Below are 26340 nucleotides of genomic sequence, written 5' to 3' on the forward strand. Positions count from 1 at the left end.
GGAAGCTCATGGATGTAAGGATTAAACCGAGACCCAACAAGAGGATACAATCGTTTGCCCTTTTGTTTATCATCTGCAATGTTCAAATTGGAATCGGTGTATTTGGATTTCAAAGATACGTAGCTCGCGAAGCGGGGCATGATGCTTGGATTTCTGTGCTGTTGGCAGGATTGGTTTGTCATTTTTCCGGATGGATGATTCTGCGTGTGCTGCGGCGTTATGAGTCTGCTGATTTGTATGGGATACATCAGGATCTATTTGGGCGTTGGATAGGCGGGGCATTAAGTATTGTATTGATTCTGTACTACGTAATTGTAACGGTTACTATATTGCGTACTTACATTGAGGCGGTACAATCATGGATATTTCCTGAGTTTCCAACATGGCTGCTTGCGGTTGTCTTGCTATTCTTGTCATGGTATGCAGGGATAAGCGGCTTGCGAGTCATTGCGGGTGTGAGTTTCATGGGTTTCTTAGTTATATTCGCCTTCTCGATGTTGTACTACAATCCGATCCAGTACGGACAATGGAACAGGCTGCTTCCAATCGCAGAGGCTTCACCTTATCAGTTGTTTAATGGAGCCGTTGCAATGGGTTTCACTTTGTCGGGTTTTGAGATTGTGTTCTTTTTATATCCGTATCTCAAAGATAAAGAAAAGTCGCAAAAGTATATGCAGCTAAGTATGCTGCTTACGAATGCGCTGTATTTATTCATCATGATTGTGACAACGATCTTTTTCAGTCAAGATCAATTGCTGCGTTCGGTATGGAGCTCGATTAACATGCTCAAAATCGTCAAATATCCTTTTTTGGAGCGGATTGAGGTTCTTGCGATGGGAGTGTGGATGTTTGCAGTTGTACCTGGCATTATTATTCTAACCTGGGTCATAAGCAGGGGAATGCGAAGATTGTTTAATTTCGAGCATAAGAAGGTGCTGATTATCTTTAGTATCGGTGTCTTCGTTGTTTCGCTTGTTTTTCATAATAGGCAGCAAATCGATATGTTGAATAACCTGATTAGTAAAATGTCTCTAATAATCAGCTTTGTGTATCCCATTATTTTAAATATAGCTGTGGCGGTTGTATGGTCGTGGCGTCAACGCCAAGCCAATAAGGGTGAAGGTGGAAGTCAGCATGAACAAACTTCAAATTAAGTCCATATCTGTTGTGATCATGCTCGTTCTTCTGTCAGGCTGCTTCCATTCCAATGTGCTAGAACGTACTTCTATAAGTGTAGCGGTCGGATACGATAAGATCGGAGAAGGAAAAATTCAGACGAGCTCGGTACTTTACGGTGCGACCAGTAAAGAAGGGAAAGAAAGTTCACAAGTGATAACGGTTGAGGGCGAAACAAGTAAAGGAGCCCGCCTGAATTTAAATCAGAAACTGGGATACAAGGTAGTTAGCGGTCAGATCCGGTTTATTGCTTATGAAGGGGAACTAGCGCGAGATGGAATTCTTAGTATCGTTGATACGCTCAGTCGAGATCCTTCCTATGGAGATATGATGTATTTGGCGGTAACGGAGAAGCCGATTAGAGATATATTGGCCTATAAGTACCCGAATATTTCGAATGTAGGGAACTATTTGACACGATTGATTGCACATAATATCGAGGATAGCTGGGTTCCTTCATGCACATTGCATGACTTTCGCAATGACTTCTATAGTGCAGGAAAGGAAGCGGTGCTTCCGATCGTAGAAAGAACGAATAATGAGGTAAATGTAACGGCGCTGGCGCTGTTTCAAAAAGATGTAATGGTTGGAAAAATAGAACCCGAGCAAGCGGTGTATATTAAGCTGTTGTTGGATCGAGAACAGCCTGAATCGCTTGAAGTAAAAATGCAGAAGGATGGAATGGCGAAGTATGTAAAAAATGTACACCATCCGTTCGAAACGATTAAGACAGCACTTGGTAATCTTGGAAGCAAGTCATCCATTAAGCTTATTTCAAAGGATGAACTTCAATTCGATATACATATACGAATGAATGTTGAGCTGCAAGAAATATCTGAAGATTACGATTTCACGGAAAAAGGAGCTGTCCAGCAGCTTGAGACAGAACTAAGCAAGCAGATGAGCATTGATCTATTGAATGCGCTTAATCAATTGAAGCGTTTGAAGTCGGATGCAGTGGGGTTTGGTGAAGTATACAGAAGTTCGGTCAGAAATTCTCGCTTAACGAAAGACCGATGGCAGGATATGTTCCCAAAAGCCAAGTTTAATACAAAAGTCACTGTGAATCTAATTCGGACGGGAACGATAGAATAACGGTTTCGTGTTGGAAAGGAAGTTCAAAAATACCTTTCCGATTCTAAGTAACCTGTGTATAATGTTAAACAAAACCAAATTCGACGCCATCTAAGTAGAACATCAGGACAACGATCTTGATGTTCTTTTTTGAAGCATACGTAGCCCATTTTATAAGAAAAGGCTGAAACAAGAGACATCGTATGGCAAGAACATGACTACCAGTTTTGTGAACAAGCACATTTCACGAATGGAGGACGATGTTTATGTATGAGTGTCAATTGATGCAAAAGGATGAGTTGAAGCTGGTTGGGATAAGTTACTCTGGTCCTGCGAAAGATTGTTTTCCAGGAGAGTCCATTAAGCTGCATGAACGATTTTGGAAGCGAAGAGATGAGATTGCTTCTGCTACACATACGGATTTCATAGTTAGCCCTTATTATGGTAATGATCAATTTATGACATACTGGGGCTGTTTGCAAGTGGATAGCCTTGAAGCTGTACCAGATGGAATGGTGGGACTGCGTTTACCGTCCCAGCTGTATGCGATTGTGCAAGGGAAAAGAGAATCGATATCGGACGCGTACAAAGCTGTATACCGTTGGATAGGCCAGAAGCATTTAGATCGAGAATGGGGAGCTAGTTGTATCGAGTTGTTCCATGTAGATGATGATAACAATCAAGAAAAAGTTGAGCTTTGGATACCTGTAAAAAAGTAAGCGTAATCATTCATAGTGGATTTCGATGCCAAGAGATGCATCTACATGAGCAGCACCATAACTTCAGTGAAGGAAGTTATGGTGCTTTATTGATATAGAGCTCAATACAATTAGGAGGATTTGTTATGGTGCAGTCACAACGCAGCAACGATAAGCCAACCGGTCTTACGGCTTCATCTGGATATCAAGTAGGTGTTCGAAGGACATTGTCTGTTCAGCCAGAGCAAATGTGGAATCTACTGCTCTCGAAGCAAGGTCTGCATGTTTGGCTGGGTCCGATTGAGTCAATTGTCGCCGAAGCTGGAGAGCAGTATCACTGCGAGAATGGAACAATAGGCGAACTTCGCGTTGTTAAGCCTGTTCAACAGTTGCGGCTGACTTGGCAGCCACATGCATGGAATTCACCTTCTACCCTTCAAATTCGGTTGATCTCGAATAAGAAAGGTACAACAACAATAAGCTTCCATCAGGAGAATTTGGAAGATGTACATCGTCGTGAGGGGATGAAGCAGCATTGGGAGCGGGTTATCGTCGAGTTGGCGGAAATGATTGCGAGGCCATAGTTTGAAGTGTTGGCGTGCTGATGTAGAGAGCAACAATCAGGCAAAGGGGATCCTGAATGAAGAACCTATTTTTGATAAGGCACTGTCAAGGAGCGGGTGAAGAACCGTTAATCCCACTGACAGCGGAAGGGTACAATCAAGCTAACAAACTAGCATCTTGCATGAGTGAATTGGACATTGATGTATTAATTTCAAGTCCATCTTTACATGCGATACATCGTTTAAAGCCAACTGCAGCACAATTGCGCAAGCCGATTGTGATCGATGAACGAATAGAAGAACGGCTGCTTACTATTTGCGATTCGTCAGAGGGAATGGAGCAGCTTGCCCAGCTGTTTACATATTCAGCGTTCGAGCGTATAGATGAGCCAACTAAGGGGGCCACATCAGTTAGCGGGTTATCCATACTCAGCAATGCATTGGATACGCAGGCTGACAATGTTGCCGTTATGACAAATGGCCATGAAGTATCACACCTTTTGAATCATTTTGGCAAAGAGGATGATGTCCGAGAGGAAGGTACATCGTATATGGATGTATTTGTGATTCGATATAGAGCCAATCAACTTTCTTTAGAGCGAGTATGGAGTTGTGGTCAAACACTAGAGCTGCTGCATATGTAGCTCTATTTTTTATTTTCGCCCTATGTTTATGCAGGATACAAAAGTGATGAATATGCCAAAAAATAATCAGGAAAAAATCTAGGATAAGCTGCATAGCTTAAAATAAGCAGAACGATAATCGCTGGAAGTTATTGCTTCAGAAAATGTTGTAGTGGACATTTTTTAGTGATAATGATAATCTTTCTCATAAGGGATGACTGACAGCTAGTTTGCTGTATATTTGGATTGGGGGAAATATGGAATGAGTCAATCGATTATTTTGATTTATGCAAGTATGACAGGCAATACAGAGGAAATGAAGGATGCTGTGGAAGAAGGGATCCGTGAATTAGGTGCAGATGTAACGGTTAAGGATGTTATGGATGCACAAGGCTCTGATTTAGAGGCATATGATGTGATTTTGCTTGGTGCTTATACATGGGGAGATGGCGAACTTCCAGATGAGTTCCTTGATTTCTATGATGAGATGAATGATCTGAATTTGGAAGGAAAGCGTGCTGCTGTATTTGGGTCATGTGATTCCAGCTATACACAATATGGTGCTGCTGTAGATATTCTCTCGAACAAGCTGCGTGAGCTCGGCTGTACGCTTGTACATGAAGGGCTTAAAGTTGAGCTTTCTCCGTCTCAAGATGAGAGAGAAGTATGCCGTGAGTTCGGGCGCCACGCAGTACGTGCATTGTCGAACGCATAAGACATGAAGGATGAGCCTCTTGTTCCTCTGTTGGAATATTATGTTACAATAGAGGGGATTATAGTGAGCCTGCTACATCGTTAATCAGTGGGCTCATCAATAAGAGGAGAGGCTTATGACAACAACGTTGCGAAGTTACAATGGCTTATTTACGAATATGAAGCTGCGACGAACGTACAAGATTAAACGCCACGTATCTAGCAGCGAGTTGTCTCATGTTTATGTAGGCGTTCATATGCAGTCAGGTAATTCTGTTATTATAAAGGAATACTACCCTCAATCGTTAGCCATTCGCGACTTGAACCGACGAACGGTCCTATGTCGCTTGCCCGCTCAACAATCTTCCTTTCATGTATTAAAACAAGCATTTATGCAGGAAGCAGCAATCTTGTCCCAAGTTCATCACCCTAACATTATGAAGCTGCTGGATCATTTTGAGGACAATGGAACGGCTTATTTAGTGACAGAATTGTGCAAAGGTAAGACGCTGGATAAGCTTGTTCAATCTACAGATCTTACGCCAACAGCTTCTAGAGAGCTGCTCGCACATACCATGCTTCCTCTACTGGATGCGATTTCAGCTATTCACCAGCATGGCATCATACATAGGGATTTGAAGCCGCAAAATATTATCGTGAATAGCAATGGGCACGCCAAACTGATTGACTTCGGCTCAGCTATCCATATCGAAGATCAGATACAGCGTCGTATATTTACAAGCCGCAGCTATTCAGCCTTAGAATTGTATTCTTTGCAGTCCAAGCAAGGCGTATCTTCGGATATATACAGTCTGGCAGCGATCGTCTACTTTATTATAAATGGTACTGCTCCAGACGATGTGGCAGATCGATTATTCGAGGATCATCTGGGTAAGAAGCTGGAACAGAAGAACATGACACGATTGCTGTCGTTCGTCATACGCTGGGGCTTGGCGCTTGAACCTAACAAGAGATGCTCCTCTCTTGGATGGTTTCGTTGCGCCTTCCAAGCGGAGCATCTCTTACATAAATACAAACTTAAATTTAACTTGCGGCAGGTGCAGTGAAAGAGCTGGATGTTGAATTCATGCTCTTGTTTACATAACTTATTTCCACTTCAGTCTTAGCGTCCTCAAACGTGATGTAGATTCGATCATTCGCGTTGAGGGCTATTTTTGTATGTGCAGGTATCGTGTTCATACCAAAGACAACACGACAATTAGTCTGATGAATAAAGTGTAATTGACCATTTCTGCCTGGCTCAAAAAAGATACGAGACGTCTCTGGAATAGGTTCATTCGTATCCAGGCGCATCAACAGTTGATGTAGGTCAATACGAGCCTGGTTGTTAAAGGATGCAAGCGACCATACTTTCTCTGGATACGTGGCACCGCTGGCAGTAGAGAGGAAGCACAGCTCGATTCGGCCTGAAAATGGTTGGCGAGAGCGATTGCGCAGCCACAATCCTGCCGCAGCAGCTATTAAGGCTAGCACAACTACAAAAATAAGTTCGTATCGTGTCCAGATGGTATCGATATGAACATCTAATTGCAGCTTCGAAACACGCCCATCTTCGTTTACTGCGACAATATACAGCGGATAGCTTCCTGTTGCTTGTGGGACGAATGACAAATTCCCATTTTTCAATGCTGCTTCTCCTATTGCTTCCGGAAGGTCCTCCCCTGGTGACAAATAATAATGGTCGTACTTAGTAGCATCTTGCTTGAAATAGGATGCGATGTCATGCTCTATGCTGCCGTGCTCCTTCATGACGGAAATAGATCCGACATAAGATGTAATAGGTTGATGCGCTGTTACATCAATGTTCTTTACATAGGTAGTATTGAACTCTGCACCTGTCAACTTTAATTGCAGCGTGTGTGTGCCTGTCTCCTCGAACACAATAGAAGCGGACCAACCGTTGTTAGCATGTTCTAGCGGTATCGTACGAGATTTATTGCTAAGCTCATTAGTTACGCTCAGTTCAGCCTGTAGATCCGTATACATGCTCTTATCTGTCACGACTTCTTTGCTCGCGCTTAACAGCTGAGCTGTCCAAGTGACCGGAATATGCTCACTGATTGTCGTGTAAGGAGTTGTGAGAGACGCTGTCATGTCGTAGGCCTGTTGCTCAGCGGCTGCTATTTGCGCAAGCAACTTAGGAAGCTCATCTACAGAATGGGCAAGGAATGATGTGCCCTTTGTGGATGAAGCAGCTTGTTCTAATTGCTTCATGGCATTTCCATTCTGAGCTATTGTAATTGTATAGATAGGAATATGATGTTCTTTTGCCTGGGCCACGGCGAGTTGAATGTCATGATGGGAGTCACTAAGCTGCCGTTTCCCAGATGTGGGAAGATCGATATTCCCGTCAGATATAACGATCAAATATGGATTTGAGGAATTTTTTTGAAATTGATTCTTAAGTCCCGAAAGTTGATTTACCCCTCTGCTTAACCCTAATCCTAGGTCAGAGTACCCACTATAAGAAATTCCTCGTAATTGCTGTTCTAATTTCTTCTTATTCATGGTCGGAGTAAAAGCTGAGAGCGAGATAGCGTCACTCGCAAGATGATTATAAGCTACGATCCCTAATCGGAAACTTCCAGGCTCATGCAGATCGAGCAGGATCGGAATCGATGCAGCAATACTCTGGTTAGGATCTGCCTTCCTCATTGAATAACTCGTATCCCATACGATTAGTGCGTCGGTGTTTCGCGGTCGTATAGGCTCTGCATCCAAGTTAGATGAGGATATTGGGATGGAGACTAGCGATAGTAGGAACGCTGTTGCGATAGTTCGCCATAACCATTTGCTAGTATGACGAGCATGAATCATATACGTTATCACCCTTTTCTACAGATTTTTCTTACGCTAGGAGCGTTTGCAACTAAGAGAGAGCTAGCCGATAGCTGATAGGCTAAACGTCCGTGTACATGAGTAATGCGGCCTTTAGTATGAACGTAATAGAATGAAATAACATTATTTTAGGCTAAAGGTAATATTATTCCAGCATATAATAGTAAATTGGAAAAATAAAGAATCAATCTTAAAATAGGTCGAAATATAGGGTTTTATAGGTCTTAATTAGGAATAAAGTCATACAAAAGTAAGTATTTGACAAAATAATTTAGGTCGATGTAAGATGTTGGAAGCGTAATTGGAACTATTCTACAAATGGTCTTCCATGTTTAGTAAGAACTATGGAGGCCTATGTACGAATTGACTAATAGGTATTGTTAAATCTAATAGATTGTTGAGAGGAGGGGGCTGTAAACGGACAGCTTTATGCCCTGTTCTATCGTTATGGCATTGTGGTTACAATCTGTCACGTTTATAGCAACGAGCCGTGGACATCATTCACCAGACGAATCGAACGATGCTATTCGAAGAGATTAATCCTGAGAAATTAGACCTTTTGACCATTGTTGGCGATGTAAGAGGAATCGACAGCCTAAGTGATGACAAAATAAAAGAGATTAATCAGCATTTGCTAGTTAGAAACTTTGACGAGTTTCTTGCTAAGTTTTCCCCAACGGTGTACTCATTCTACAACGCTTCGAACCAACGTGTTTTGTATACACTGCGTAAGCCTGAAGGTATCTCCGATGATTGTATTTCTGAAATTTGTATTGACCAAAACAATGATTTTTTGAAAATGCTGTTTACGTTAATTGACACGAAGAAAAGTCAAGGCATTACCAATGTGGACTTCAAGTTTGAGAACTTGCTCGATATGATCTCACCAAAGAAAGTGATGGATGATATTCGTCAGGTTCGCAAAGAAATTCATTATGTGTACAACCAGTATGAAGAACTGGATGAACATGATCCGAAGAAGCTTGATGTCGGTGACAAATTGAACTGCCTGTTCGAGGATGCGAGCAGAAACTATAACAACGTTATGGCTTTGCTGCCCTTGGCTATTGAAGATATTAAGACTCGTTTGCTACTTGGAGGTTCACAAGAAGAGAACCAATCCGAGAACATCCAGATTGGTACGTTGATGATCGGTGATAACGGTGAGTTGAAAATCATTGAAGCACCGAAGGTAGACAGCACGGCTCTCATGCTGAGAGATGACAATGGCAATAACGAACTCGCTACTGTGTTTGAAGATGACTATGATTCGGTTACTGAGTCGCCTTCTTCATACGTGAAGGATTTGGTTGTGCGTACCTTCTGTCCGCTTCCTGCTGTGCAATCAGACATTAACGTTGAGAAGGAAGTTCAGAACTATAACACATATTTGGAATTCTACAAAAATGCCAAAGACGACTTCGTGAAAACGGTGAAGCCGCTCGTAGAGAAAATATTAGGCATTAAGTTGTTCTTTGATCAATATACGACCAAAAATCGCGGCATGCTGCCTGCCATGCTCATTACAAACAGCAAGCTGGATATGACGGTAAAGAGCAGTAATATGCCTCGTCTCGAAGCGTACTTAAATACGGTTAATTCCAAAAACGATTTCTCTGAGACGATCTGGTTCGGTATTGTGCCTTCTGTTGATATGGGGTCATCCAGTGCAGTGAGAGTTAGCCGTGAGCGTTTCCGAGGAAACGAGAAGACGGTTAAGCAGGATGGTAATACGATGGAATCGTTGTCTGTCCTGCTCGATACGATCAAAGCTTATAAAGTGCAAGTGTTCTTTAGCTTCGAGACTGGTGAAGAGACGACGTTCAACAGTATGTCTACAGCCGGTATTGAAAAATATATCGACAAGTGCGGTGTTCTTACTCGCAAAGACTACAGTGAATTCGTTGTGCCTTGTATTCCGAACTTTACGATTATTCCGAAGGACAAATCGGGTGTCATTATCGACAGCCGTATGCTTCAAACGGAGCAGGGTGTTCAGCTTTCCAAGGAAAAAGAAGATATCTTGAAGCTCTGGATTGAAGGTGTCTACGTGGGCGCATCTTACGTAGCGGCAGGGATTGTTGCAGCTTCTCAATGTCCTGACTATTTGAAGGAATCATTCAAAAATGTCAGCAAAGATTATCCAGGTGTGCGCTTCGATATAGAGGCAGCAGACAATAGTTTACGTACCGTTACAACGATGGCTAAAGAAATTTCCGGATTTACGAACAACATTAAGGATGCCATCAATAAGCGAAACTTTGGCTTCGTCTTCTCATCTGAGAATGCGCAGCTGCAAGGAAAAGATATTAAACGCATTACAGTCTATAAAGCTCGCAGCTTAGCTTCGGCTGAAGAAGGCTTCGACTCTTTATATAAAACACTCGTCAGTACATACATCGAGCGCATTCTCCGCTTCCAGACAGGTGACTTCAAGCACGATAATATTGCTAAGTTTTTCAGCAACAATCCAAGCAGTCAGAAGAGCAAGTGGCTTAACGCCAAAGGCTTTGTGAACTCTATCGTTCAAGAAGGCGATGACATGACTTATATCATCGATGAGAAGAGCAATCTATGTCACATCGATCTTGTATTCAACGGCAATGTGAAGAACTTGGAAGTGTCGATTACAAAAGCGACTACTCCAGTCAAAGCTTAATGGAATAGAGTCTGAACGGGCCTATAACAGGCAGCACTTCTCTTTGCTGCACACTAATTCGTGTGCATGGGATGTGACTAATTGTCACATTTCTTCACATATATTTCGAGGGTCATCCTCGAACAGCCATTATTTAATTTAAGAGGAGGTTTTTTCATGGGCTTCAGATTAAAAGTTGAAGGTGCAGAAACAATCGAATTGGGTATGGACAACATCCAAACTGTTCAATACGAAACAGACACTCCGGATGATTCCAATGCTCGCTCCACAGACGTAGGTGCAACAATCAAGTTGTCTGGAAAAATCATCACAGCAGTTGACGGTGAAAGTGCTGACGACACATTGAAATTGGCTAATTGGTCGCTCGTATCTGCTGAGAAAGCGGATTGCTACCGCAAAGTAACATTGGAAGTGATCGCTGCGGATCAAGTGGTTCGCAAAATCCACCTTCCGAATGCTTTCGTAGTAGATTACACAGAGTCTTTCGGCGATACAGAGGGCGTAGGTAAATTCACTCTTTATATCAAACAAAAGAAAGACAAAACAGAATTCACAAAAATCGAAGGCGGCTACGCTGTATAAGCGTAACGATGCCTCCCGATGGGGAATTCGCATGTTAAGGGGCGCAATGCCCCTTAATGTGCACCTGCATTGGTGAATAAGAGTGCATCCATTATCTTGATTATTTTTTCATATCCACATCAATCCTTTAAACGAGGAATTATACGATGAATCTAAACTATTATGAACGACTTGAAGTAGCAACAACTGCATCCGCAGATGAAATTAAGAAATCGTATCGTCGCTTGGCGAAAAAATATCATCCGGATGTTAATCCCGGAAATGAGCAAGCCGAAGCTAGATTCAAAGCATTGGCAGCAGCTTATCAAGTGCTGTCGGATGAAACGTCACGGCAAGCTTACGACGAGCAATTGACTCGAAAAGGAACTGGAGCAACAGCAAAATCACAGGCGGGATCGTCATCGTTTTCTCAAGCAGGCGGACAAAAAGGCAGTAATGCGGCATCTGGCAAAGTGGAGTTCGATATGCAGAAAATGCATCAGAACTTTGAGCGGGTTTTCGGATTTGATCCGAAAACGAAGGAAGGCAAAGGAAAACCAAATCGAAATACGAAAAGCAATCCAATTGATACTTCGGAGCTGTTTGAACGCTATTTCGGGGGACGCAAACGGTAGTTAATCAGTTTTGGTTAATGAAGATGAAAATAAATATGGCAACTAGACTTTCTCTCCATTGGGAGGAGTGCAGTGCTCTTTCTCTTGGCGGAACAACGACGATGTGATGACAAAGCCAGATTTGGAGCGATTTTTTATTTCCCTATATAGAAATAATCATTTGTGGTTTCTAGCACAAGATCAGTGATTCTATTTGGGCGATAAAAATAATCCTTAATTCGGTTGCACATCCTTGAGGACTACGAGAGAAGTAATGATAGGAGGAGTCCATGTGAAAGAGTCAACCCGTTCACGCAGCGCTTGGATTCAAGTGATTAATGCAATGCTGGTTGTCATTATGCTTGGTATTGTCTACTATGCCTTCGTTATGAATCAGACACAGGGTGTCATGATAGCTGCAGGAGTTATGCTCGTTGGTACGGCGATCGGAGTTGGCTGGAGGTATGCACAGCAGAAGCCGCCAACATCAGCAATCGTAGAGCCTGTAGGTATTACGAAGCTTGTACTGCTAAATGAGGATGGAGACAGTGTCAAGGAATGGTACATAAATGGGGAAACGTCCTTGCTGATTGGGAAACGATCGAATCAGAGTGAGGTTGATATAGATTTGACGGAATCTGAGTACGCCTCGCTGATTAGTAAAGAACATGCTGTTCTTAACTATGCATCTGGCGTTTGGTATATCGAGGATATTGAGTCCCGTAATGGAACAGGCATCCAACATCGTGGAGCAGGCAGTAAACAGCGTTTGGAGAAGGATCATCCTCACAAGCTTGAGCAAGGAGATATCATTTTTATTGCAAATACACGGCTTCAAATGAAATAGACGGGGGAATGAGCACAATGAGTTTGAGAAGATGCGCAAATGGTCACATGTTTAGCACACGCAAGCACGGAAGCATCTGTCCGTACTGTAATGTCGCAGTGGAGCCCGAAGCTGAAAGCCGCAAAGCTCCTGCCAAAGTGGAGGAAGATGATCGTACACTTCCTTATCTAGGTGAAACCGATGGAGTATCACCAGTAACGGGCTGGCTAGTTTGCATTGAAGGACCGCAGCAAGGTCAGGACTATCGAATTATGGCTGAAAAGAACTTCATAGGCCGTGCTGAGGAAATGCATATTCGTATCTTGGGGGACAATGCGATCTCTCGTCGCAATCATGCGGTCATCGTATACGATCCGAAGAAGCGCAATTTCTTCCTTCTTCCAGGTGATGCTTCTGGGTTGGCGTATCACAACAATGAGGCTGTGTACTCACCTGTGGAGCTCAATGCCTACGATGTAATTGAACTTGGTCAAAGTAAACTCCTCTTCATCCCATTGTGCGGAATTCACTTTGAGTGGGATCATCAGGCTGGATAAAGGCAGGGACAATTATGAGTGATATGAACGGAGTACCCTATCTCATTGTCGCCGGGTTAGCAATTCTTTTTATTGGCTTGCTCATCGTGAAGCTACGAATGGAAGGAAATGAAGATACATCCAACGTTCGTATCGGCAATGGACAGACGATTGGGGCAAGAGACGAGCAGGATGACTATTTTTCATCCGTTACAACACCAATCGGGACGGCAGCTGTATTGGCAGATGGAATGAGTGGTTTAGAAAATGGTAGATTGGCGAGCACCATTGCGGTCAACACGTTCATTCGGGAATTTCTAAAGCTTGATCATCCAAATATGCTTGAACCGTTTTTTCCCAAGGCAGCTCGCATGAGCAACAGCGAGATCGTGCGCAATTTAAAGGGGCGACGTGGCGGAACGACGCTTGTAGCAGCTGTTATTGCTGATGAACAGCTGTATTGGGGCGCGGTCGGTGATAGCATTATTGCCATTTTCCGCAACAGGGAATGGATTGAGATTAATGAGAAGCACACGCTGGAATCTGTGCTGAAAGAAAGATATTTGCGCCGCGAAATCGCCAAGGAAGATGTCGTAGACCATCCGATGCGCAAGCGGCTTGTTAACTTTCTAGGGTTTGAGCGATTTAAGCATATGGAGGTTTGCAGTGCACCGATTTGGCTGCAGCCGGGAGATAAAATTGTCCTGTGCAGTGATGGAATTACGAATTGCTTGACGGAGCTGGAGTTGGAGAACATTTTATCACAGCCGCTATCTCCGCACGATGCTGCTCAACACATTATTGAGATCGTGGAACAACGCAGCAAGCCGAATCAAGACAATGCGACAATTATTATTTTAGAGCATCGTTAATAGCACTACATATCGTTACAATGACAGCCGCGGCAGGAGAGAGCAAGGAGCAAAGGAGGAGCGGGGCACACGCATGAGAAGAGACAACAGTGAATTTGTGACAAGCTTCGTATCAGAAGCCGGCACGTTCGTGAACAATAAAGACTTTTTTGCGTTCGTGGAAATGGATGACAAAGCTTGCTGGGTCATTGCTGACGGGCTTGATACGGATCGGGAAATAGCAAGCGCGGAGCTTGCGATACAGACGGTATTGAATCAATTCCAACAGAAGCCTACGATGTCCCGATTTCGACTGAAGCGATATTTGCGCCGTGCGCATGAACGATTAAAGATGGATAGCACCCGAGTCAGACTGAAGGCTAGTCTGACGGTCGTTGTGACTGACTATACACGTATTCGATGGGCGGGAGTGGGTAACACCCGCTTGTATCATTTTCGCCAAGGGCGATTAACGTTTAAAAGTAAGGATTTGAGCTTGGCGCAGCAGCTTGCGAACGAAGAAAAAATATCGGACGAAGCGCTTGATTATCATGATGAACGCCACAATTTGCTGCAATATGTGGGGCAGCCTGAACCATTGGAGCCCTATGTATCGCCGAAGTTCCGTCTTGAAGATGGCGATGCGATGCTGTTGTGCACGTCAGGGCTATGGGAAGGCGTCAGCCGTGTGGAGATGTTGGATGCTGCGGAAGAAGCACAATCTCCTGAACAAATGGTTGATACGCTGGAAGATGTATTGCTGAGCAAACAGGCTAAAGTCATTCGCAACTATACAGCGGCTGCTATTTTCGCCAATAAAATATTTAAGGAAGATCCGCAGAAGAAATGGCGCATCATTCGCCGTATTCTCATTATGGTTCTTCTGTTCGCACTGCTTGGCGGCGGTGCATGGTACATGATGGTGCGACAGGCTGCTAATAAAGCGGAGCTTGTACAAGGCATGATCGACAACAGGCAAAATGGTGAAGTGTATTTGCGTGACGGCAACTACGATCAGGCATTTAAGGAATTCAGCGATGGTCGAAATGCCGCTATTCGATTGAAAGACCGTGTGAACAAGCAGTTGTTTACGAATAAGCAGCGTCTCGTGCAGCTCGTTGTAGATGGAGACAAGTTATTTAAAGAAGGAAACTATCCGAAAGCGTTGAGCATGTATGAAATCGCGCTTAAAGAGTCGGATTCGCATAAAGAAATAAGCCGTGCTGATATGGAAGAACGAATTGAGCGTACGAAGGCACATGTGAAGGTTTTGAACATGATCAAGGAAGGCGATATGAAGTTTCAGAGCGGCAACTATCTTGGTGCTCAAAATGCCTATATTCGTGCTAGCAAAGCTGCTGCCACCTCATCCTATGAGAAGGCGGATGTTATTCAGGAAAAGCTGCTTGCTGCACAAGAAAAATTATATGGCATTACAAAAGGAACGAAGCAGCTTGAAGCCGAGAAGTTGGAGAAGGACGGAGACAAGCAAATGACCGCGCAGGACTATTTAGTGGCGATTGAGTCTTATGTGTCTGCGCAAGAAATTTATCAAGAAATTAATATGCTGGAAAAGGTGCTCGGGATGGAGCGAAAAATCTCGAAGGCTTTGGATAAAATGGAGCCGCCAGTGCCGCCTGCGCCTGCGCCGGGTGCTGCTGATGCGGGTGCTTCGGGTGGCGCCGTTGTTCCTCCAGCAGTACAGCCTAATACAAGTTTGCCAGCTCCTAACGGCAATCCACCAGCTTCCACTTCGCAGCCAACTCCACCGTCTGTGAATGGCACAAACGTAAATGTTCCTGTTGGGGGAAATGAAGGCTCGACTTCCCGAACTACGGATACGACGGGAACAGGTAATAAAGCTGCTGGAGAACAGGCAGGAAATACAGGTGGGGAGAGAACTCAGTCTGAGACACAAAGGGACTCCGAGTCTCCTACATCAGGTTCTAGGTCTGTGGGAGAGTCGGAACCAACGGGAAGCTCTTCTGGATCACAATCAACAGGAGATCAGGCTGCTAGTTCCGGTAATCGTATGGAGCGGGCACAACAAGGAGGTCGTGAGCGTTGATGAAGGATATCATACTCGATCGTCTTAGCCGAATGGAAGACCTTGAACAGCGCAAGATGCTCAAGCAGATTGTAAGTGGCGCGCTATTGAATCTAGTGGAGTATCAAGAAGAGATGAACCGACAACTGGAAGCGCGTGTGTTCAATGAGCTGGAGGACTGGGGAGATAAATACGATATTTACGTCTCGCTTGCTGCTAGAGAAGATGTCGATCCCATTCATGAATATCTACATCCAATGATAACGGCAGATATGAATAAGCAGGTTTGTAACATGACAGAACTGCTATCAGCCTTGAATCGTCAGGAAAATGCGTATTTGCTAACTCTATTTCTAGAATGCGATTATGTCTTGTTAAAGCCTTTGTTGCAGCAGGAGCGCATATTTACTAGCACAATTGTTACAGCGAGAGGAACGCATACGGTAGGCGTGCAGTTGAAGCAAAACACGTTATACATGCAGGAGATTGCGAAGCTGTACCAGGTGTTTCAAATGAACAACGTGCCTTGGCGGACTATTAATCATCCATATGCATACAAGTTCTTCGATGTCTTCCTCGTTAACTATGAGGAAGGCATGTTCCGTGAAGGGGAAGAGGTACTTGAAATTTCAGTGGATTTGGAAGAATACGAGTCTTTCAAACGCTTGAATTTGGTGCCCTTGTGGAACATCGAGCACACAACGATGCGCAATGTTGGCTTCCCTGTGCCTGCGAAGGATCGGGTGAACTTTGAGCATATTATGAATTTGCATCCTACTGGAACTGGGCATGGTTATTTGATTGATGGGGACGAAGCGGACATTCGTTATATGAAGCGTGGACAGGAAGATCTAATCATTGTTACGCCTCAATCGAAATCGATGCTGTGGAATGTACGTAAAGTTAAGCAGCCAGTATCGAATAAAATAAGCCAGCCGATGTATGAGAGGCAATCAAACAAGCTCATTTCAAGCTTTATCGATCGATTTGCGCGCCGACAGGCGATTAGTGTGCGCTCGAAGGCGGATGTTATTCGGCTCATTCATACGTTTGAAGTGTCGAGAGGGATGGAGTTAGAGCATATTGCAATTTTGGACCACTCGGATGGACAGGAGCACACGTATAATATGAATCCTTTCATTAGCGATAATATTCGTGTTGAGCGTGATAAAAAAATTATGCGGATGACGTTCAAGCCGAAAGAAGCGAGAAGCTTCTCGGCGAGTGATGTCCTCAGCTTTATCGTCTCGGAAGTGCAAATGTACTTTCCTGAATACAAGTGCGAAGGAGAATGGGCTTGAATTACATCTGGGACCAAGTCGTGAGGGCAGAACAGCAGGGAATTGCGAAGTCAGAACTGCGCTTCGTTCCAGCAAAAGTCTTTTCTCCCTATATGGAGATTAGCCGCGAAATGCTGAACGATCAAGGCGTGGAGCGAACAGTTGAGATTAATCCCTACTATCGCTTTCATTCTATTTTCAAAGATCTGTTCGACATGGAGAACGACAGTGAGGAAGAACTGCGGCATGTATTGTTCGATCTGATGGTCCATTTCCTGGCGGATATTGACACGATGCAAGGAATGAACAAGAGAGAGTATCATATTCGCTTCGCGCTGCGCGATATGAAGGCAGGGCTGTTTGGTTCAAAGGTGAGCACGAATATGGAGTTGTTCACAAAAGATGAGCAGGAGGCTATTGCAGCGAACGTACTGCGTTTGTACGAGACGGGCGAAGCATTTTATTTGCTAAAGGATACGCTTCGAAAAGTATTTACGCAGTCCACGATTTATGCTAACTGCGAAGAGAAGGATGAGCTGCTGTTCTATATCGGTCAGCCGTATAGCGAAAAGGCTCTTGCCAAGATAGAGCTGATTAATGAATTGTTTCTCCCTATTCGGTTTCACACAGAGCTGTATTGGGATCGCCATTTCGGCATAATCGAGCTGGAGGAAACGATGCAAGTTGACTATATTGCACTTTATTAACTTTGTAATGGACTATGAGGCAGGGGAGGACCGAATTTGAACGTGAACAATATGTATTCCTATCGACTTTATACAAATGGAAATCCCAAGGACAAGCAGCTCGCTCGTTATACACGCGAAGAGTTGACAGAAATGACGACGCTGCAGCTGCGCAATATTTGTTTCCGTGAACGTTTAGTAGAGAGCTACGTGAATCCACTTGATCGGGAAGGAATGATAGCAACGCTGCTCAAGTTTCGCGGAGCAGATCTAGAAGTTCTCATTCGCAAGTACAATGCTGATGGATTTGAACGAGTAGCGAAGGCATTACGGCATTATTTGTTAACTCCGTTATCGGACAATGGAAGCATTAAAGTGCCCGCACGTATGTTTCTCTACGATGGGTTGCACATCGACAAACGTGATCAATATAGAGTCGAAGCGGGCAGCGGCATTGTCGAGTCTAACGTTCTCTTAGTAAATGAACATCAAGAACTTTGCGGAATATTGAACCTAGTGAGGGCAGATAGCCAAACCGGGCAATTCTATTTCACTCGTGAAGCAGAATTGGAATTGAGGCAGACGGTCAACCAGCAGTACAGTTTCTTATTTTTCCGCAAGCAAGATTCGGATTATTTATACCGCACGTATAACGATTCGCGCCCACAGCCGCCAGCGAACTTACATTTTTACCGTATTCCTGTTGCTGATCTGGAAATTAGACAATTGGAGCAGACGGATGCTGTGTTGGCGATTGACTTTGGAACTTCGAATACGACGGCAGGAGCTTATTTGGATAACAGCTATATTTCATCACCATGCAGCAATGATTTGCTTAATGGGCTTGTAAAGCTAAACAGCATGAACGTTGTGGCTTTTCCTGATTCGACGAATAAAGAGACGCAGTGGATTGAAGTACTGCCGACACTAATTAGTATTGCGGACTGCTCTGAACCTAAGGAGGCTCGTTTTCATTTCGGCTATGAAGCCCTTATGTATATGAGGAAAAATGGCTACAGCGGCCAAGCCTCTGTCTTCCACGGGATGAAGCGTTGGGTCAACGACTACAAACGGATCGAGGAAGTAATGGATGGGCAGGGAAATGCTGCTGCAGTTAGCCGTATTGAAATGCTACGTGCCTATGTTGAGTATGTGGTGCAGACCGCAGAGCATCAGTTCAAGTGCAAATTCAAACATCTTCATCTATCAAGCCCGGTGAAGCTGAAGACGCAATTTATCGATATGTTTAGAGAAGTGCTGCCGCATTACAAGATTGAATCTGCGAATGCATTAGATGAAGGAATGGCTGTGCTATACAACGCAATTGCTGATCAGTTGGACAAAGATCGCTTTCTCGATGGAGAAGAATATAAAGCGTTAGTCATTGACTGTGGTGGAGGTACGACGGATCTATCCTCGTGTCGGTTTCGGATCGAGGACAGTCATATTTCTTATAAGTTAGATATCCATACGTCTTATGAAAATGGTGATACGAACTTCGGTGGCAACAATATTACGTACCGGATCATGCAGTTTATGAAAATCGTATTTGCTCAGTATTATCGCACAGGCAAGACCGTGCCTGAAATTGACTCTTTTATTGATATTCCTAGTCAGGATATATACCGCTATGTAGATGAACATGGAGTAGATGCAGTCTATCGGAAATTTGAGGACTGTTACTTGGAAGCAGAGCGGCTCATTCCTACTCGTTTTATGGAATATGAGAACCGTGCACGTGATGAGTACCACAGTGTAAGGAATAATTTCTATTTCTTGTGGGAGCTCGCGGACAGCATGAAGAAGGAATTTTTCCGTAAGACGAGTATTTTGCGCAATCGATTCCATGATTCAGCGGGTACGAACGGTCAAGAGAATGACTTGAAAATAACGGCTGTAGAACGCTGGTGCTTAGCTCTGCTGCAAAACGGTCAATTCAAGGACGTGTATGAAGCTCCAACTGTGGAGTTCAACATCAAAGAGATTAATCAGCTGATTCGTGCTGATATTTATGAAATTGTACGCAAGTTCTTGGATGAATTCTACTATGATGGACGGCTGCAGGAGTACTCGATCATCAAGCTGACAGGCCAGTCTTGTCGGATAGATGTATTTCGTGAAGCATTGAAGGAATTCGTGCCAGGGCGGGCGATTGAGTTTCGTCAAAAAGCAGAGGATGCAGACGAAGTGCCTGAGCTGAAGCTCGCCTGTTTAAGAGGGGCTATTCGCTACTTGAGTGCGAGGAAAGCCGGCATTATCGAAGCGACCATTACGCAGGAAGCTCCCGTTGTTCCGTACCAATTGACGGCGATTACCCATAACCGTCATGAGAAGGTGCTGATGGCAAGCCATCAACGGCTGGATCAAGTGAATGGCTTCATTTCTCGTCCGATGGATGTGGCGGAGACGGAGTTTTATTTGAAGGAAAGCGATGGCGAGCTGCGCCGCAAACTGGTGTATCGGAATAAGCCGGACAGCAACCGTGCGGTGATGTACGAAGAGATTGCGCGCTTGTATGGGCACCACATTTTACAGGAGGACACGGATTCGATTGTAAATGGGGAAGTGAAGTTTTTCGTGTTTGCGCAGGACAGCAACTGGGGGTTCCATGTTGTTCCGGTATCGCGTCAACATGAACAGCTGTATATCGGAAAGAAAGAGTTCTTTGCTTTTGAAAATGATTTGTCCGAGCTGGATTTCTTCGACGGATTGAAGTAATGGCGTAGACAGAGAGGGGGACGGCTGTGTTCTCGAATTCGGTTCCACAATTCCACAAAGGGCGGATTTTGAAGCGGGAGATGCTGGAGAGCATTCGTGATTATCCACGCATTTTATTGGATATTTATAGCCAGTACGAAGCTGATGGTGTACTTACTGGTGCAGAGGTGACAGTTGGAGAAAGTGAACTAACGATTGCAAAAGGCATAGTGAAACATAATGGCATTGTGTATGTGCTGGATCAAGCATACAAGCTTCCCTATAAGGCAACGGGGAAAGAGACGCTGTTGAAAATTCGCTTCGAGGAACCAGAGACAATTAGTGACTTTGTCTCCCATCGTTCTGTCATCGTGCTGCATGAAGATGCGAACTTGCAGCGGAATGAATTGGAACTAGGCCGCTTCAAGTTAAAGGCAGGTGCTCGCTTGCGTTCTGAATATCAGAGCTTTGCCGATCTCGCGACGGAGTACAACACGTTCAATGTGATTCATGTACCTTACGCTGCTTATGAAACCAGTACACTGCACCCACTAATTATTCGTTACTTCGCAACCGAATTGCTGAAAAGTGGGACAAACCACGTCTATGATGTCTCGTTCGCGATGCAGGCTTTGAAGGACGGAAATGTGCCGCGTGATCTGCTTCTTCATTATATCACCCAGCGTATAGGCGGAGGCTATCGATCTTATACAAATGTACAAATCCATAAGCATTTGACCCGTATCCTCGACGAAGCGCGCAGCGGAAGACGAGCAAGCGGGGACATGATGCGCAGCGGTATGCAGCGTATCGTCGTCGATTAGATTTCGATTGTTGTATTTTGGTTTCAATCTTGGGCTACTGCGTGCATCTATACAATCAATAGAATGTTTTGAACTTCATATGTTTGTTCTTTACATGCGACTGTCGAAAAGACAGGGAGCAGAATCATTTTGGAGAAACAGAGTGGTCGCCTTTTGTAGCCAAATGGTATCCATCATAATCATCATCCGAACCATTTGACTACAACAGTGATCGGAAAAATGATCTGCTCCCATACGATAACGACAAAAAGAATTTATGTTTCGTCTGCATTCCATTTTATAAGCATCAAATGAAAGGATGTGTACCCACTATGACACGCATGGACGAAAAAATCATCGAGCTGCTTAATCGCGCCCAAGAGGAAAGCCAAGTCGTAGATCCGATGGAACTCTTTGAGCCGAATGAAGAAGAACCAGGAACTTGGTTGGTACAAATTGAAGACGAGCGCATTTTATTCGAGCAAAAAACAATTTTGGATGGAAAAGCGACCATTCGACTGCCAAGAGAATTTGACATTATGGACGCAAAACTTGCCTCACGCAAATACCCAACAGACAATCGGCCAGAACTTATCTACTCCAATGAAGCCGGTACCATAAATCTCACCTTTAAATGTACTACACATGATCTCAATCGTATGACATTGCCTGACTTTAAAGTCGGTGTCATCGACATTTTTAAGCGTTCTCAGCCGATGGCACGTTGGATAGAAGACGGTATTAAAGAAATCAACGAGCGCTCGATAGGTTTTTTTAGCTTTATCGTGCCAGGTCTGGATACTAGCATGTTCAATCATATGTTTTTTACGTATTTCGATAAAAAAGCACTACTCTGTACATTTAACTGCATGGAAGAAGATATGGATGATTGGAAGCTTGTCGCTCTAGCTATCGTGGAATCCTTTCACATTGAATCGATAGAATAAGGAGGAACGAACAGATGAGTCAATCGGTTATGACCTATAACAATTTGCAGGTGTTACCTTTTACTTTAACTTACCTCCAAGAGTTGACGATTACGAAACAAGTGAATGATCACGCGAGATTGAAGTTTACAGGTGTAGTGCCTGACCATTTAAAAAGCAGTTATGCAGAGATGACATCACAGGATACACCTGTTGAAATAAGTCAACTCGATGAGCATGGCAATGCACAGCCGTTGTTCTGTGGGACCGTGTGCAACGTAGAGCTGCGCAATGTGCGGGATGTCTATCATATTGTCGTAGAGGCAGTTTCTCATACTCACCAATTGGATGTAAAACGGGAGAGTCGTTCTTTTCAGCATAAAGGAATGGCTTATTCGGCGTTGATCAATAGAGTCACTTCTGAATATTCAGGGGTGGATGTCATCGATCATGCTTCAAATGGTAAACCATTATCTCATTTTACTGTCCAGTACAAGGAGACAGATTGGGAGTTTTTGAAGCGAATGGCTTCACGATTTGATACAGGGCTAGTGCCTGCCGTTTCGTTTGATAAGCCGAAGTTTTTCTTTGGCATACCAGAGGGCAGTTCAAAAGGAAAACTGGAAGACTATCATTACAGCATCCGCAAAGGCTTGAATCGTTTCTATGATCGGACACGCAATTATGTAGAGGGCATCGACGAGAATGAATTTATTTATTACGAGGTAGAAACGAAAGAACATGTGATGGATATTGGCAACACGGTTCAGTTTCAAGGCAAACGTCTTTACGTGTTCGAAGCCTATACCGAAATGAAAGAAGGCTTGCTGAAGCATCGGTACGTACTAAGTACGAAGCAGGGGATGAAGCAGAATCGAATCTATTTGGAATCGATAATTGGTGCTTCGCTGGAAGGTAAGATTTTAGAAGTGTCCAAGGATAACGTGAAGATTCATCTGGATATCGATCCTTCTCAAAATAAAGGGGAAGCGCATTGGTTCCCTTATTCTTCGGTCTATACGGCAGAAGGAAATAGCGGCTGGTACTGTATGCCGGAAATTAACGACACCGTTCGAGCTTATTTCCCGAGCAATAAAGAGCAGGATTCGATTGCACTTAGCTCTGTCCGTAAAGATAACAATGAGGGCAAGAACAACAAGCTTGGCAATCCGAACATGAAATATTTACGTACCGCTGGCGGCAAGGAGATTATGTTTGGACCTTCCGAAGTGGTGCTGTCCAACAACGATGGTGAAATGTTCGTTCGGCTGAGTGATGACGGCGGAATCGAGATTATTTCGAATAAGGACATTACCTTTGTCTCGAAAGAAAATATTTCGATGACTTCTGAGAAGAAAATAACGATTACCGCTCAAGAAGAGCTTTATATTTCATGCAAAGAAAGCAATATCAAAATGGATGGCGACACGATTATTACTGGGAATGAAGTGAAGTCGAACTAATTGATGCAATTGGGCTAGAAGGGAGCTGCGAGAGATGGCGGGCATAGTGACCGAAGATAAACGGCAACATTTTAAGGAGCGGGTGATGCAGCCGAAGCTGAACGATAGTCTGCTGGAGATGGAACGATATTATGAAGCGCACAAAGACAAGCTTGCGCAGGACCTGCTAGACAGCATGTGTTCACTATGTCAGCAAGTCATCGTCATGCAGGAAGCCGAGAAGAAGGCTAATCTCGGATATATTACATTTTCGATGCTGCGCACAGAATTGATCCATGGACGAGCGTTTTATTTAGTGGAAGCGACGGATGCTAACTGGTTTTTCGACCCGAATCCATGCTCAATAAAAGCAGATATGGGCTGGGCATTTGAAGGTTGGTTCAAGCTCGTTGAGCAATTGGAGTGGGATATGCTTGCTTATCAAGGGACCGTTATTAAGCCAGAAGTCGAACAGCTTATGTTGGAGGCAGCAGCTCACTATCATCAATATGTGATTCGATTGGCCCGCTATGCGTTAAGCCGTATCGATGAACTGCCGCAATGGAGCTATGTGAACCGGCATACACAGTTTGAGATACGTGTCGGTGAGTATTTGGATCAGAGCGAGTGTGTGCTGAAGCTGGACGAGTCTGCACATGAGGAGTCGGATGTGCGTTCGGAGCTTGAACAGGCGCGGAGCGCGGATTCCAATGAGGCCCCACTTGGCTATCAGGTGCTGCGAGGGTTGAATTTGAGTGAGGGCAACTTTGTTCAGCAAGATATTCGGTACAGCGACTTTAGTGGAAGTCATTTCTCACGCAGTCAGATGCCGATTTGTGTCGCGGTAGGTGCTCGGTTTCGCAATTGCCAGATGGATGGTGTCAATTTATGTGCAAGTCTTCTGAATGAAGCCGACTTTAGTGGTGCATCCCTTCGAGGAGCACTATTCCGTTTTGCTGATGGCAGCAGCGGTTTGAAAGATGCGGTGCAGTGGACGATGCCAGGCTTTGAGCCACTGAGCTTTAGCGGGGCAGATTTGACGGGAGCGGATTTCGAACATGCGGATTTACGAGGCGCTATATTTGTGGGATCGAAGGTAGGGGCTGTTAACTTCAAGAATGCCAATTTAAAGGGAGCTATTTTCTCGATTGAGGATAAGGAACAGTTGAATATTACGGAGCAGCAGCGATCTGAGATCGTATGGCAGGCGTGAGGAGGCGTACCTAATGGCATATTTCGTGTTAAAACAGGATGCTCGCTGGCTGCATGCAGTAGAGGTGATAGGTAGCATGAGCACGCTGCAGCGGTCGGATGATACGGAAGATGGGGACAAAGGCAGGGAGATAGCTGATCGTGGCAGCCTGCCATTCCAAGTTCGTTCGCAATCGCGTCAGCGTTATCTGGATTATTTGGAACGCCCTTTGCCGTTATTGTCGGAGAAGCTGAAGCGGTTGGTGGAAAAGTACGCAGCGAAAATGCCAGTACGCTCAGCTGTGCTTATCGACCAAGAACAGGGTCAACAGCAGCCTTATTGGCTCATCGCACCACCTGTTGTCGATTGTTTGTCTGACGAAACGGAATTTCATTTGGATGGGAGCTTGAAAAAGCTCGTTATCGAGAAGGAGAAGGCTGGGCCTTATCACTTGTTCAAGCTGGGTGGAATTCGGGAAGATATGTTAATTGTGAGCCTGGCTCTAGCTGAAAGTATGCTGCGGCGAGACTTTATGGGAATACGTGTAGAGCACGTAGACGTGCAATGAATCGAGAGGAGGATGCAGTATGTTCGGATCATTAATGAGCACGGCATTAAGTATGATCCCTGCACTTGGTAATCCGCAAAAAAGCTATGTCGTTGCTGGTGCAATTGTATCTTGCTCCTATGGAACGAAGATGACGCGGCTGCATATGCCAGTAAGTCATGGCGTGTTCGTAAAAGGTAAGCCGCAATTGAGCACGGCTGATTATCAGCCCTATCTTAACATTCAGCCATTTGGAAAATGTTTGAGCATCCAAAATCCCGTAGTTGCTTCCGGGACCGCTGCGAATGGGGACATTTTGAAGCCGGTACCCTGTACGCCAATAGTAACGATGCCTTGGCAGGGTGGTAAGTCCGACGTCCTTATTGAAAATGAGCCTGCCATGCTCAATGACTGTACAAATATGTGCTTGTACTGCGGGGATTTGAAGATTGAAGACGATGGTCAAGATCTGGCATAACACACGGTATTAAAGGGAGAGGTGCAAGTTGTCGGGGATAGATAAATTTTATGGCTTGGAACATATCCGCTTCGATTCACCTTATGACATCCAGCAAATTACCGACGTGCGCTTGGAGCGCAGGGTGAATGAGCACGCCAAACTGGTGCTGACCGGGATCATTCCGGAACAGAAGCGGCACAGCTGCATTTTTGAATCGACAAGCAATGATCCGATTGCTTTGTTTGTAAAGGATAAAGATGGCGGAGACAGTAAGCCGCTGTTCCGTGGATTAATGACGAACCTAGAGGTTCGTATGGTCCGCGGTATTTACTACATAACGGTCGAAGCTGAATCCTATACGGTTCTATATGACCGCGAGTATCGCACACGTTCTTTCCAAAATGCCTCGATGCGCTATGAAGATCTGATCCACGACATCATCGCCTCTTACTCCAATTCTGATTGCATCGATATGGCATCCAACAACAAAACGATTCCGAAATGCCTCGTCCAGTACGAGGAGACAG

Annotated in this window: 24 protein-coding genes and 1 pseudogene; 24 read left to right on the forward strand and 1 reads right to left on the reverse strand. The window is 44.4% G+C overall.

All coding sequences use genetic code 11. The annotated features are described in order from the left end of the window. The first annotated feature begins 8 nt into the window (after positions 1–8). From FPZ44_RS02510 to FPZ44_RS02540, 7 genes are all read left to right on the forward strand, one after another. Positions 9–1154 (forward strand): GerAB/ArcD/ProY family transporter, encoded by a 1146-nt coding sequence (locus FPZ44_RS02510; RefSeq protein ID WP_144987088.1) that lies wholly within the window; start codon positions 9–11, stop codon positions 1152–1154. Next, a complete protein-coding gene (locus FPZ44_RS02515) occupies positions 1135–2271 on the forward strand; it encodes a Ger(x)C family spore germination protein (RefSeq protein ID WP_144987090.1) in 1137 nt (378 codons plus the stop codon). The genes FPZ44_RS02510 and FPZ44_RS02515 overlap by 20 nt, the downstream gene beginning before the upstream one ends. A 245-nt stretch (positions 2272–2516) precedes the next feature. Further along, the gene (locus tag FPZ44_RS02520) at positions 2517–2969 is read left to right on the forward strand and encodes a GyrI-like domain-containing protein (RefSeq protein ID WP_186785884.1); all 453 of its coding nucleotides are present in this window, start codon (positions 2517–2519) and stop codon (positions 2967–2969) included. Between the two features lie 125 nt (positions 2970–3094). Then, the gene (locus FPZ44_RS02525; RefSeq protein ID WP_144987092.1) at positions 3095–3532 is read left to right on the forward strand and encodes an SRPBCC domain-containing protein; all 438 of its coding nucleotides are present in this window, start codon (positions 3095–3097) and stop codon (positions 3530–3532) included. A 56-nt stretch (positions 3533–3588) separates the two neighbouring features. Further along, positions 3589–4155 carry a histidine phosphatase family protein gene (locus FPZ44_RS02530; RefSeq protein ID WP_144987093.1) on the forward strand — a complete coding sequence of 189 codons (567 nt, stop codon included), beginning with the start codon at positions 3589–3591 and terminating at the stop codon, positions 4153–4155. A gap of 241 nt (positions 4156–4396) precedes the next feature. Then, positions 4397–4849: a flavodoxin gene (locus FPZ44_RS02535; protein ID WP_144987094.1), complete on the forward strand. Its 453-nt coding sequence runs from the start codon at positions 4397–4399 to the stop codon at positions 4847–4849. A gap of 115 nt (positions 4850–4964) precedes the next feature. After that, positions 4965–5894: a serine/threonine protein kinase gene (locus FPZ44_RS02540; protein WP_144987095.1), complete on the forward strand. Its 930-nt coding sequence runs from the start codon at positions 4965–4967 to the stop codon at positions 5892–5894. Here the strand turns inward: FPZ44_RS02540 and FPZ44_RS02545 are convergent. After that, positions 5872–7665, reverse strand: coding sequence for a vWA domain-containing protein (locus FPZ44_RS02545; protein ID WP_144987096.1), 1794 nt, complete (start codon positions 7663–7665; stop codon positions 5872–5874). The genes FPZ44_RS02540 and FPZ44_RS02545 overlap by 23 nt on opposite strands. 511 nt (positions 7666–8176) lie before the next feature. Between FPZ44_RS02545 and FPZ44_RS02550 the strand changes: the two genes are divergently transcribed. From FPZ44_RS02550 to FPZ44_RS26310, 17 genes and pseudogenes are all read left to right on the forward strand, one after another. Next, complete coding sequence (locus tag FPZ44_RS02550; RefSeq protein ID WP_144987097.1) at positions 8177–10345, forward strand: transcriptional regulator; 2169 nt, start codon at positions 8177–8179, stop codon at positions 10343–10345. Positions 10346–10501: 156 nt separating this feature from the next. Next, entirely contained in the window at positions 10502–10927 is a 426-nt protein-coding gene (locus FPZ44_RS02555) for a membrane-associated protease 1 (RefSeq protein ID WP_144987098.1), read from the forward strand. A gap of 146 nt (positions 10928–11073) precedes the next feature. Then, positions 11074–11541 (forward strand): J domain-containing protein, encoded by a 468-nt coding sequence (locus FPZ44_RS02560; protein WP_144987099.1) that lies wholly within the window; start codon positions 11074–11076, stop codon positions 11539–11541. Positions 11542–11812: 271 nt separating this feature from the next. Then, complete coding sequence (locus FPZ44_RS02565; RefSeq protein ID WP_261378179.1) at positions 11813–12367, forward strand: FHA domain-containing protein; 555 nt, start codon at positions 11813–11815, stop codon at positions 12365–12367. Positions 12368–12384: 17 nt separating this feature from the next. Continuing rightward, on the forward strand, positions 12385–12903 hold the full coding sequence (locus FPZ44_RS02570) for an FHA domain-containing protein (RefSeq protein ID WP_144987100.1): 519 nt from the start codon (positions 12385–12387) through the stop codon (positions 12901–12903). Between the two features lie 14 nt (positions 12904–12917). Beyond that, positions 12918–13754: a PP2C family protein-serine/threonine phosphatase gene (locus FPZ44_RS02575; RefSeq protein ID WP_144987101.1), complete on the forward strand. Its 837-nt coding sequence runs from the start codon at positions 12918–12920 to the stop codon at positions 13752–13754. 73 nt (positions 13755–13827) lie between these two features. Beyond that, entirely contained in the window at positions 13828–15801 is a 1974-nt protein-coding gene (locus FPZ44_RS02580; protein ID WP_144987103.1) for a PP2C family protein-serine/threonine phosphatase, read from the forward strand. Next, entirely contained in the window at positions 15801–17081 is a 1281-nt protein-coding gene (locus FPZ44_RS02585) for a normocyte-binding protein (RefSeq protein ID WP_144991645.1), read from the forward strand. Before FPZ44_RS02580 ends, FPZ44_RS02585 begins: the two co-directional genes overlap by 1 nt. Then, on the forward strand, positions 17072–17767 hold the full coding sequence (locus tag FPZ44_RS02590; protein ID WP_144987105.1) for an iron-dependent peroxidase: 696 nt from the start codon (positions 17072–17074) through the stop codon (positions 17765–17767). Before FPZ44_RS02585 ends, FPZ44_RS02590 begins: the two co-directional genes overlap by 10 nt. Before the next feature lie 51 nt (positions 17768–17818). Then, complete coding sequence (locus FPZ44_RS02595; RefSeq protein WP_144991646.1) at positions 17819–20464, forward strand: acetate and sugar kinases/Hsc70/actin family protein; 2646 nt, start codon at positions 17819–17821, stop codon at positions 20462–20464. 26 nt (positions 20465–20490) lie between these two features. After that, the gene (locus FPZ44_RS02600) at positions 20491–21267 is read left to right on the forward strand and encodes a DNA and RNA helicase (protein WP_144987107.1); all 777 of its coding nucleotides are present in this window, start codon (positions 20491–20493) and stop codon (positions 21265–21267) included. A gap of 311 nt (positions 21268–21578) precedes the next feature. Next, a complete protein-coding gene (locus FPZ44_RS02605; protein ID WP_144987109.1) occupies positions 21579–22193 on the forward strand; it encodes a hypothetical protein in 615 nt (204 codons plus the stop codon). A 14-nt stretch (positions 22194–22207) separates the two neighbouring features. Next, on the forward strand, positions 22208–23635 hold the full coding sequence (locus FPZ44_RS02610) for a contractile injection system protein, VgrG/Pvc8 family (RefSeq protein ID WP_144987111.1): 1428 nt from the start codon (positions 22208–22210) through the stop codon (positions 23633–23635). A 34-nt stretch (positions 23636–23669) separates the two neighbouring features. Continuing rightward, positions 23670–24827 carry a pentapeptide repeat-containing protein gene (locus FPZ44_RS02615; protein WP_144987113.1) on the forward strand — a complete coding sequence of 386 codons (1158 nt, stop codon included), beginning with the start codon at positions 23670–23672 and terminating at the stop codon, positions 24825–24827. A gap of 13 nt (positions 24828–24840) precedes the next feature. Then, the gene (locus FPZ44_RS02620) at positions 24841–25374 is read left to right on the forward strand and encodes an imm11 family protein (RefSeq protein ID WP_144987115.1); all 534 of its coding nucleotides are present in this window, start codon (positions 24841–24843) and stop codon (positions 25372–25374) included. Between the two features lie 19 nt (positions 25375–25393). Next, entirely contained in the window at positions 25394–25831 is a 438-nt protein-coding gene (locus FPZ44_RS02625) for a DUF4280 domain-containing protein (protein WP_261378180.1), read from the forward strand. A 28-nt stretch (positions 25832–25859) separates the two neighbouring features. Next, a pseudogene (locus tag FPZ44_RS26310) lies at positions 25860–26340 on the forward strand (hypothetical protein); the annotation flags it as partial.

Origin of the sequence: Paenibacillus agilis (genome assembly GCF_007786455.1) — a bacterium.
Lineage (GTDB): Bacteria > Bacillota > Bacilli > Paenibacillales > Paenibacillaceae > Paenibacillus_B > Paenibacillus_B agilis.

Bases quoted from the DNA above. Each gene is read 5' to 3' on its own strand.
- FPZ44_RS02510 (WP_144987088.1), top strand. From the start codon at position 9: ATGGATGTAAGGATTAAACCGAGACCCAACAAGAGGATACAATCGTTT.
- FPZ44_RS02585 (WP_144991645.1), top strand. From the start codon at position 15,801: ATGAAGGATATCATACTCGATCGTCTTAGCCGAATGGAAGACCTTGAA.
- FPZ44_RS02540 (WP_144987095.1), top strand. From the start codon at position 4,965: ATGACAACAACGTTGCGAAGTTACAATGGCTTATTTACGAATATGAAG.
- FPZ44_RS02620 (WP_144987115.1), top strand. From the start codon at position 24,841: ATGGCATATTTCGTGTTAAAACAGGATGCTCGCTGGCTGCATGCAGTA.
- FPZ44_RS02530 (WP_144987093.1), top strand. From the start codon at position 3,589: ATGAAGAACCTATTTTTGATAAGGCACTGTCAAGGAGCGGGTGAAGAA.
- FPZ44_RS02555 (WP_144987098.1), top strand. From the start codon at position 10,502: ATGGGCTTCAGATTAAAAGTTGAAGGTGCAGAAACAATCGAATTGGGT.
- FPZ44_RS02605 (WP_144987109.1), top strand. From the start codon at position 21,579: ATGACACGCATGGACGAAAAAATCATCGAGCTGCTTAATCGCGCCCAA.
- FPZ44_RS02575 (WP_144987101.1), top strand. From the start codon at position 12,918: ATGAGTGATATGAACGGAGTACCCTATCTCATTGTCGCCGGGTTAGCA.
- FPZ44_RS02515 (WP_144987090.1), top strand. From the start codon at position 1,135: ATGAACAAACTTCAAATTAAGTCCATATCTGTTGTGATCATGCTCGTT.
- FPZ44_RS02535 (WP_144987094.1), top strand. From the start codon at position 4,397: ATGAGTCAATCGATTATTTTGATTTATGCAAGTATGACAGGCAATACA.
- FPZ44_RS02560 (WP_144987099.1), top strand. From the start codon at position 11,074: ATGAATCTAAACTATTATGAACGACTTGAAGTAGCAACAACTGCATCC.
- FPZ44_RS02520 (WP_186785884.1), top strand. From the start codon at position 2,517: ATGTATGAGTGTCAATTGATGCAAAAGGATGAGTTGAAGCTGGTTGGG.
- FPZ44_RS02625 (WP_261378180.1), top strand. From the start codon at position 25,394: ATGTTCGGATCATTAATGAGCACGGCATTAAGTATGATCCCTGCACTT.
- FPZ44_RS02615 (WP_144987113.1), top strand. From the start codon at position 23,670: ATGGCGGGCATAGTGACCGAAGATAAACGGCAACATTTTAAGGAGCGG.
- FPZ44_RS02580 (WP_144987103.1), top strand. From the start codon at position 13,828: ATGAGAAGAGACAACAGTGAATTTGTGACAAGCTTCGTATCAGAAGCC.
- FPZ44_RS02545 (WP_144987096.1), bottom strand. From the start codon at position 7,665: ATGATTCATGCTCGTCATACTAGCAAATGGTTATGGCGAACTATCGCA.
- FPZ44_RS02610 (WP_144987111.1), top strand. From the start codon at position 22,208: ATGAGTCAATCGGTTATGACCTATAACAATTTGCAGGTGTTACCTTTT.
- FPZ44_RS02595 (WP_144991646.1), top strand. From the start codon at position 17,819: ATGTATTCCTATCGACTTTATACAAATGGAAATCCCAAGGACAAGCAG.
- FPZ44_RS02570 (WP_144987100.1), top strand. From the start codon at position 12,385: ATGAGTTTGAGAAGATGCGCAAATGGTCACATGTTTAGCACACGCAAG.
- FPZ44_RS02525 (WP_144987092.1), top strand. From the start codon at position 3,095: ATGGTGCAGTCACAACGCAGCAACGATAAGCCAACCGGTCTTACGGCT.
- FPZ44_RS02590 (WP_144987105.1), top strand. From the start codon at position 17,072: ATGGGCTTGAATTACATCTGGGACCAAGTCGTGAGGGCAGAACAGCAG.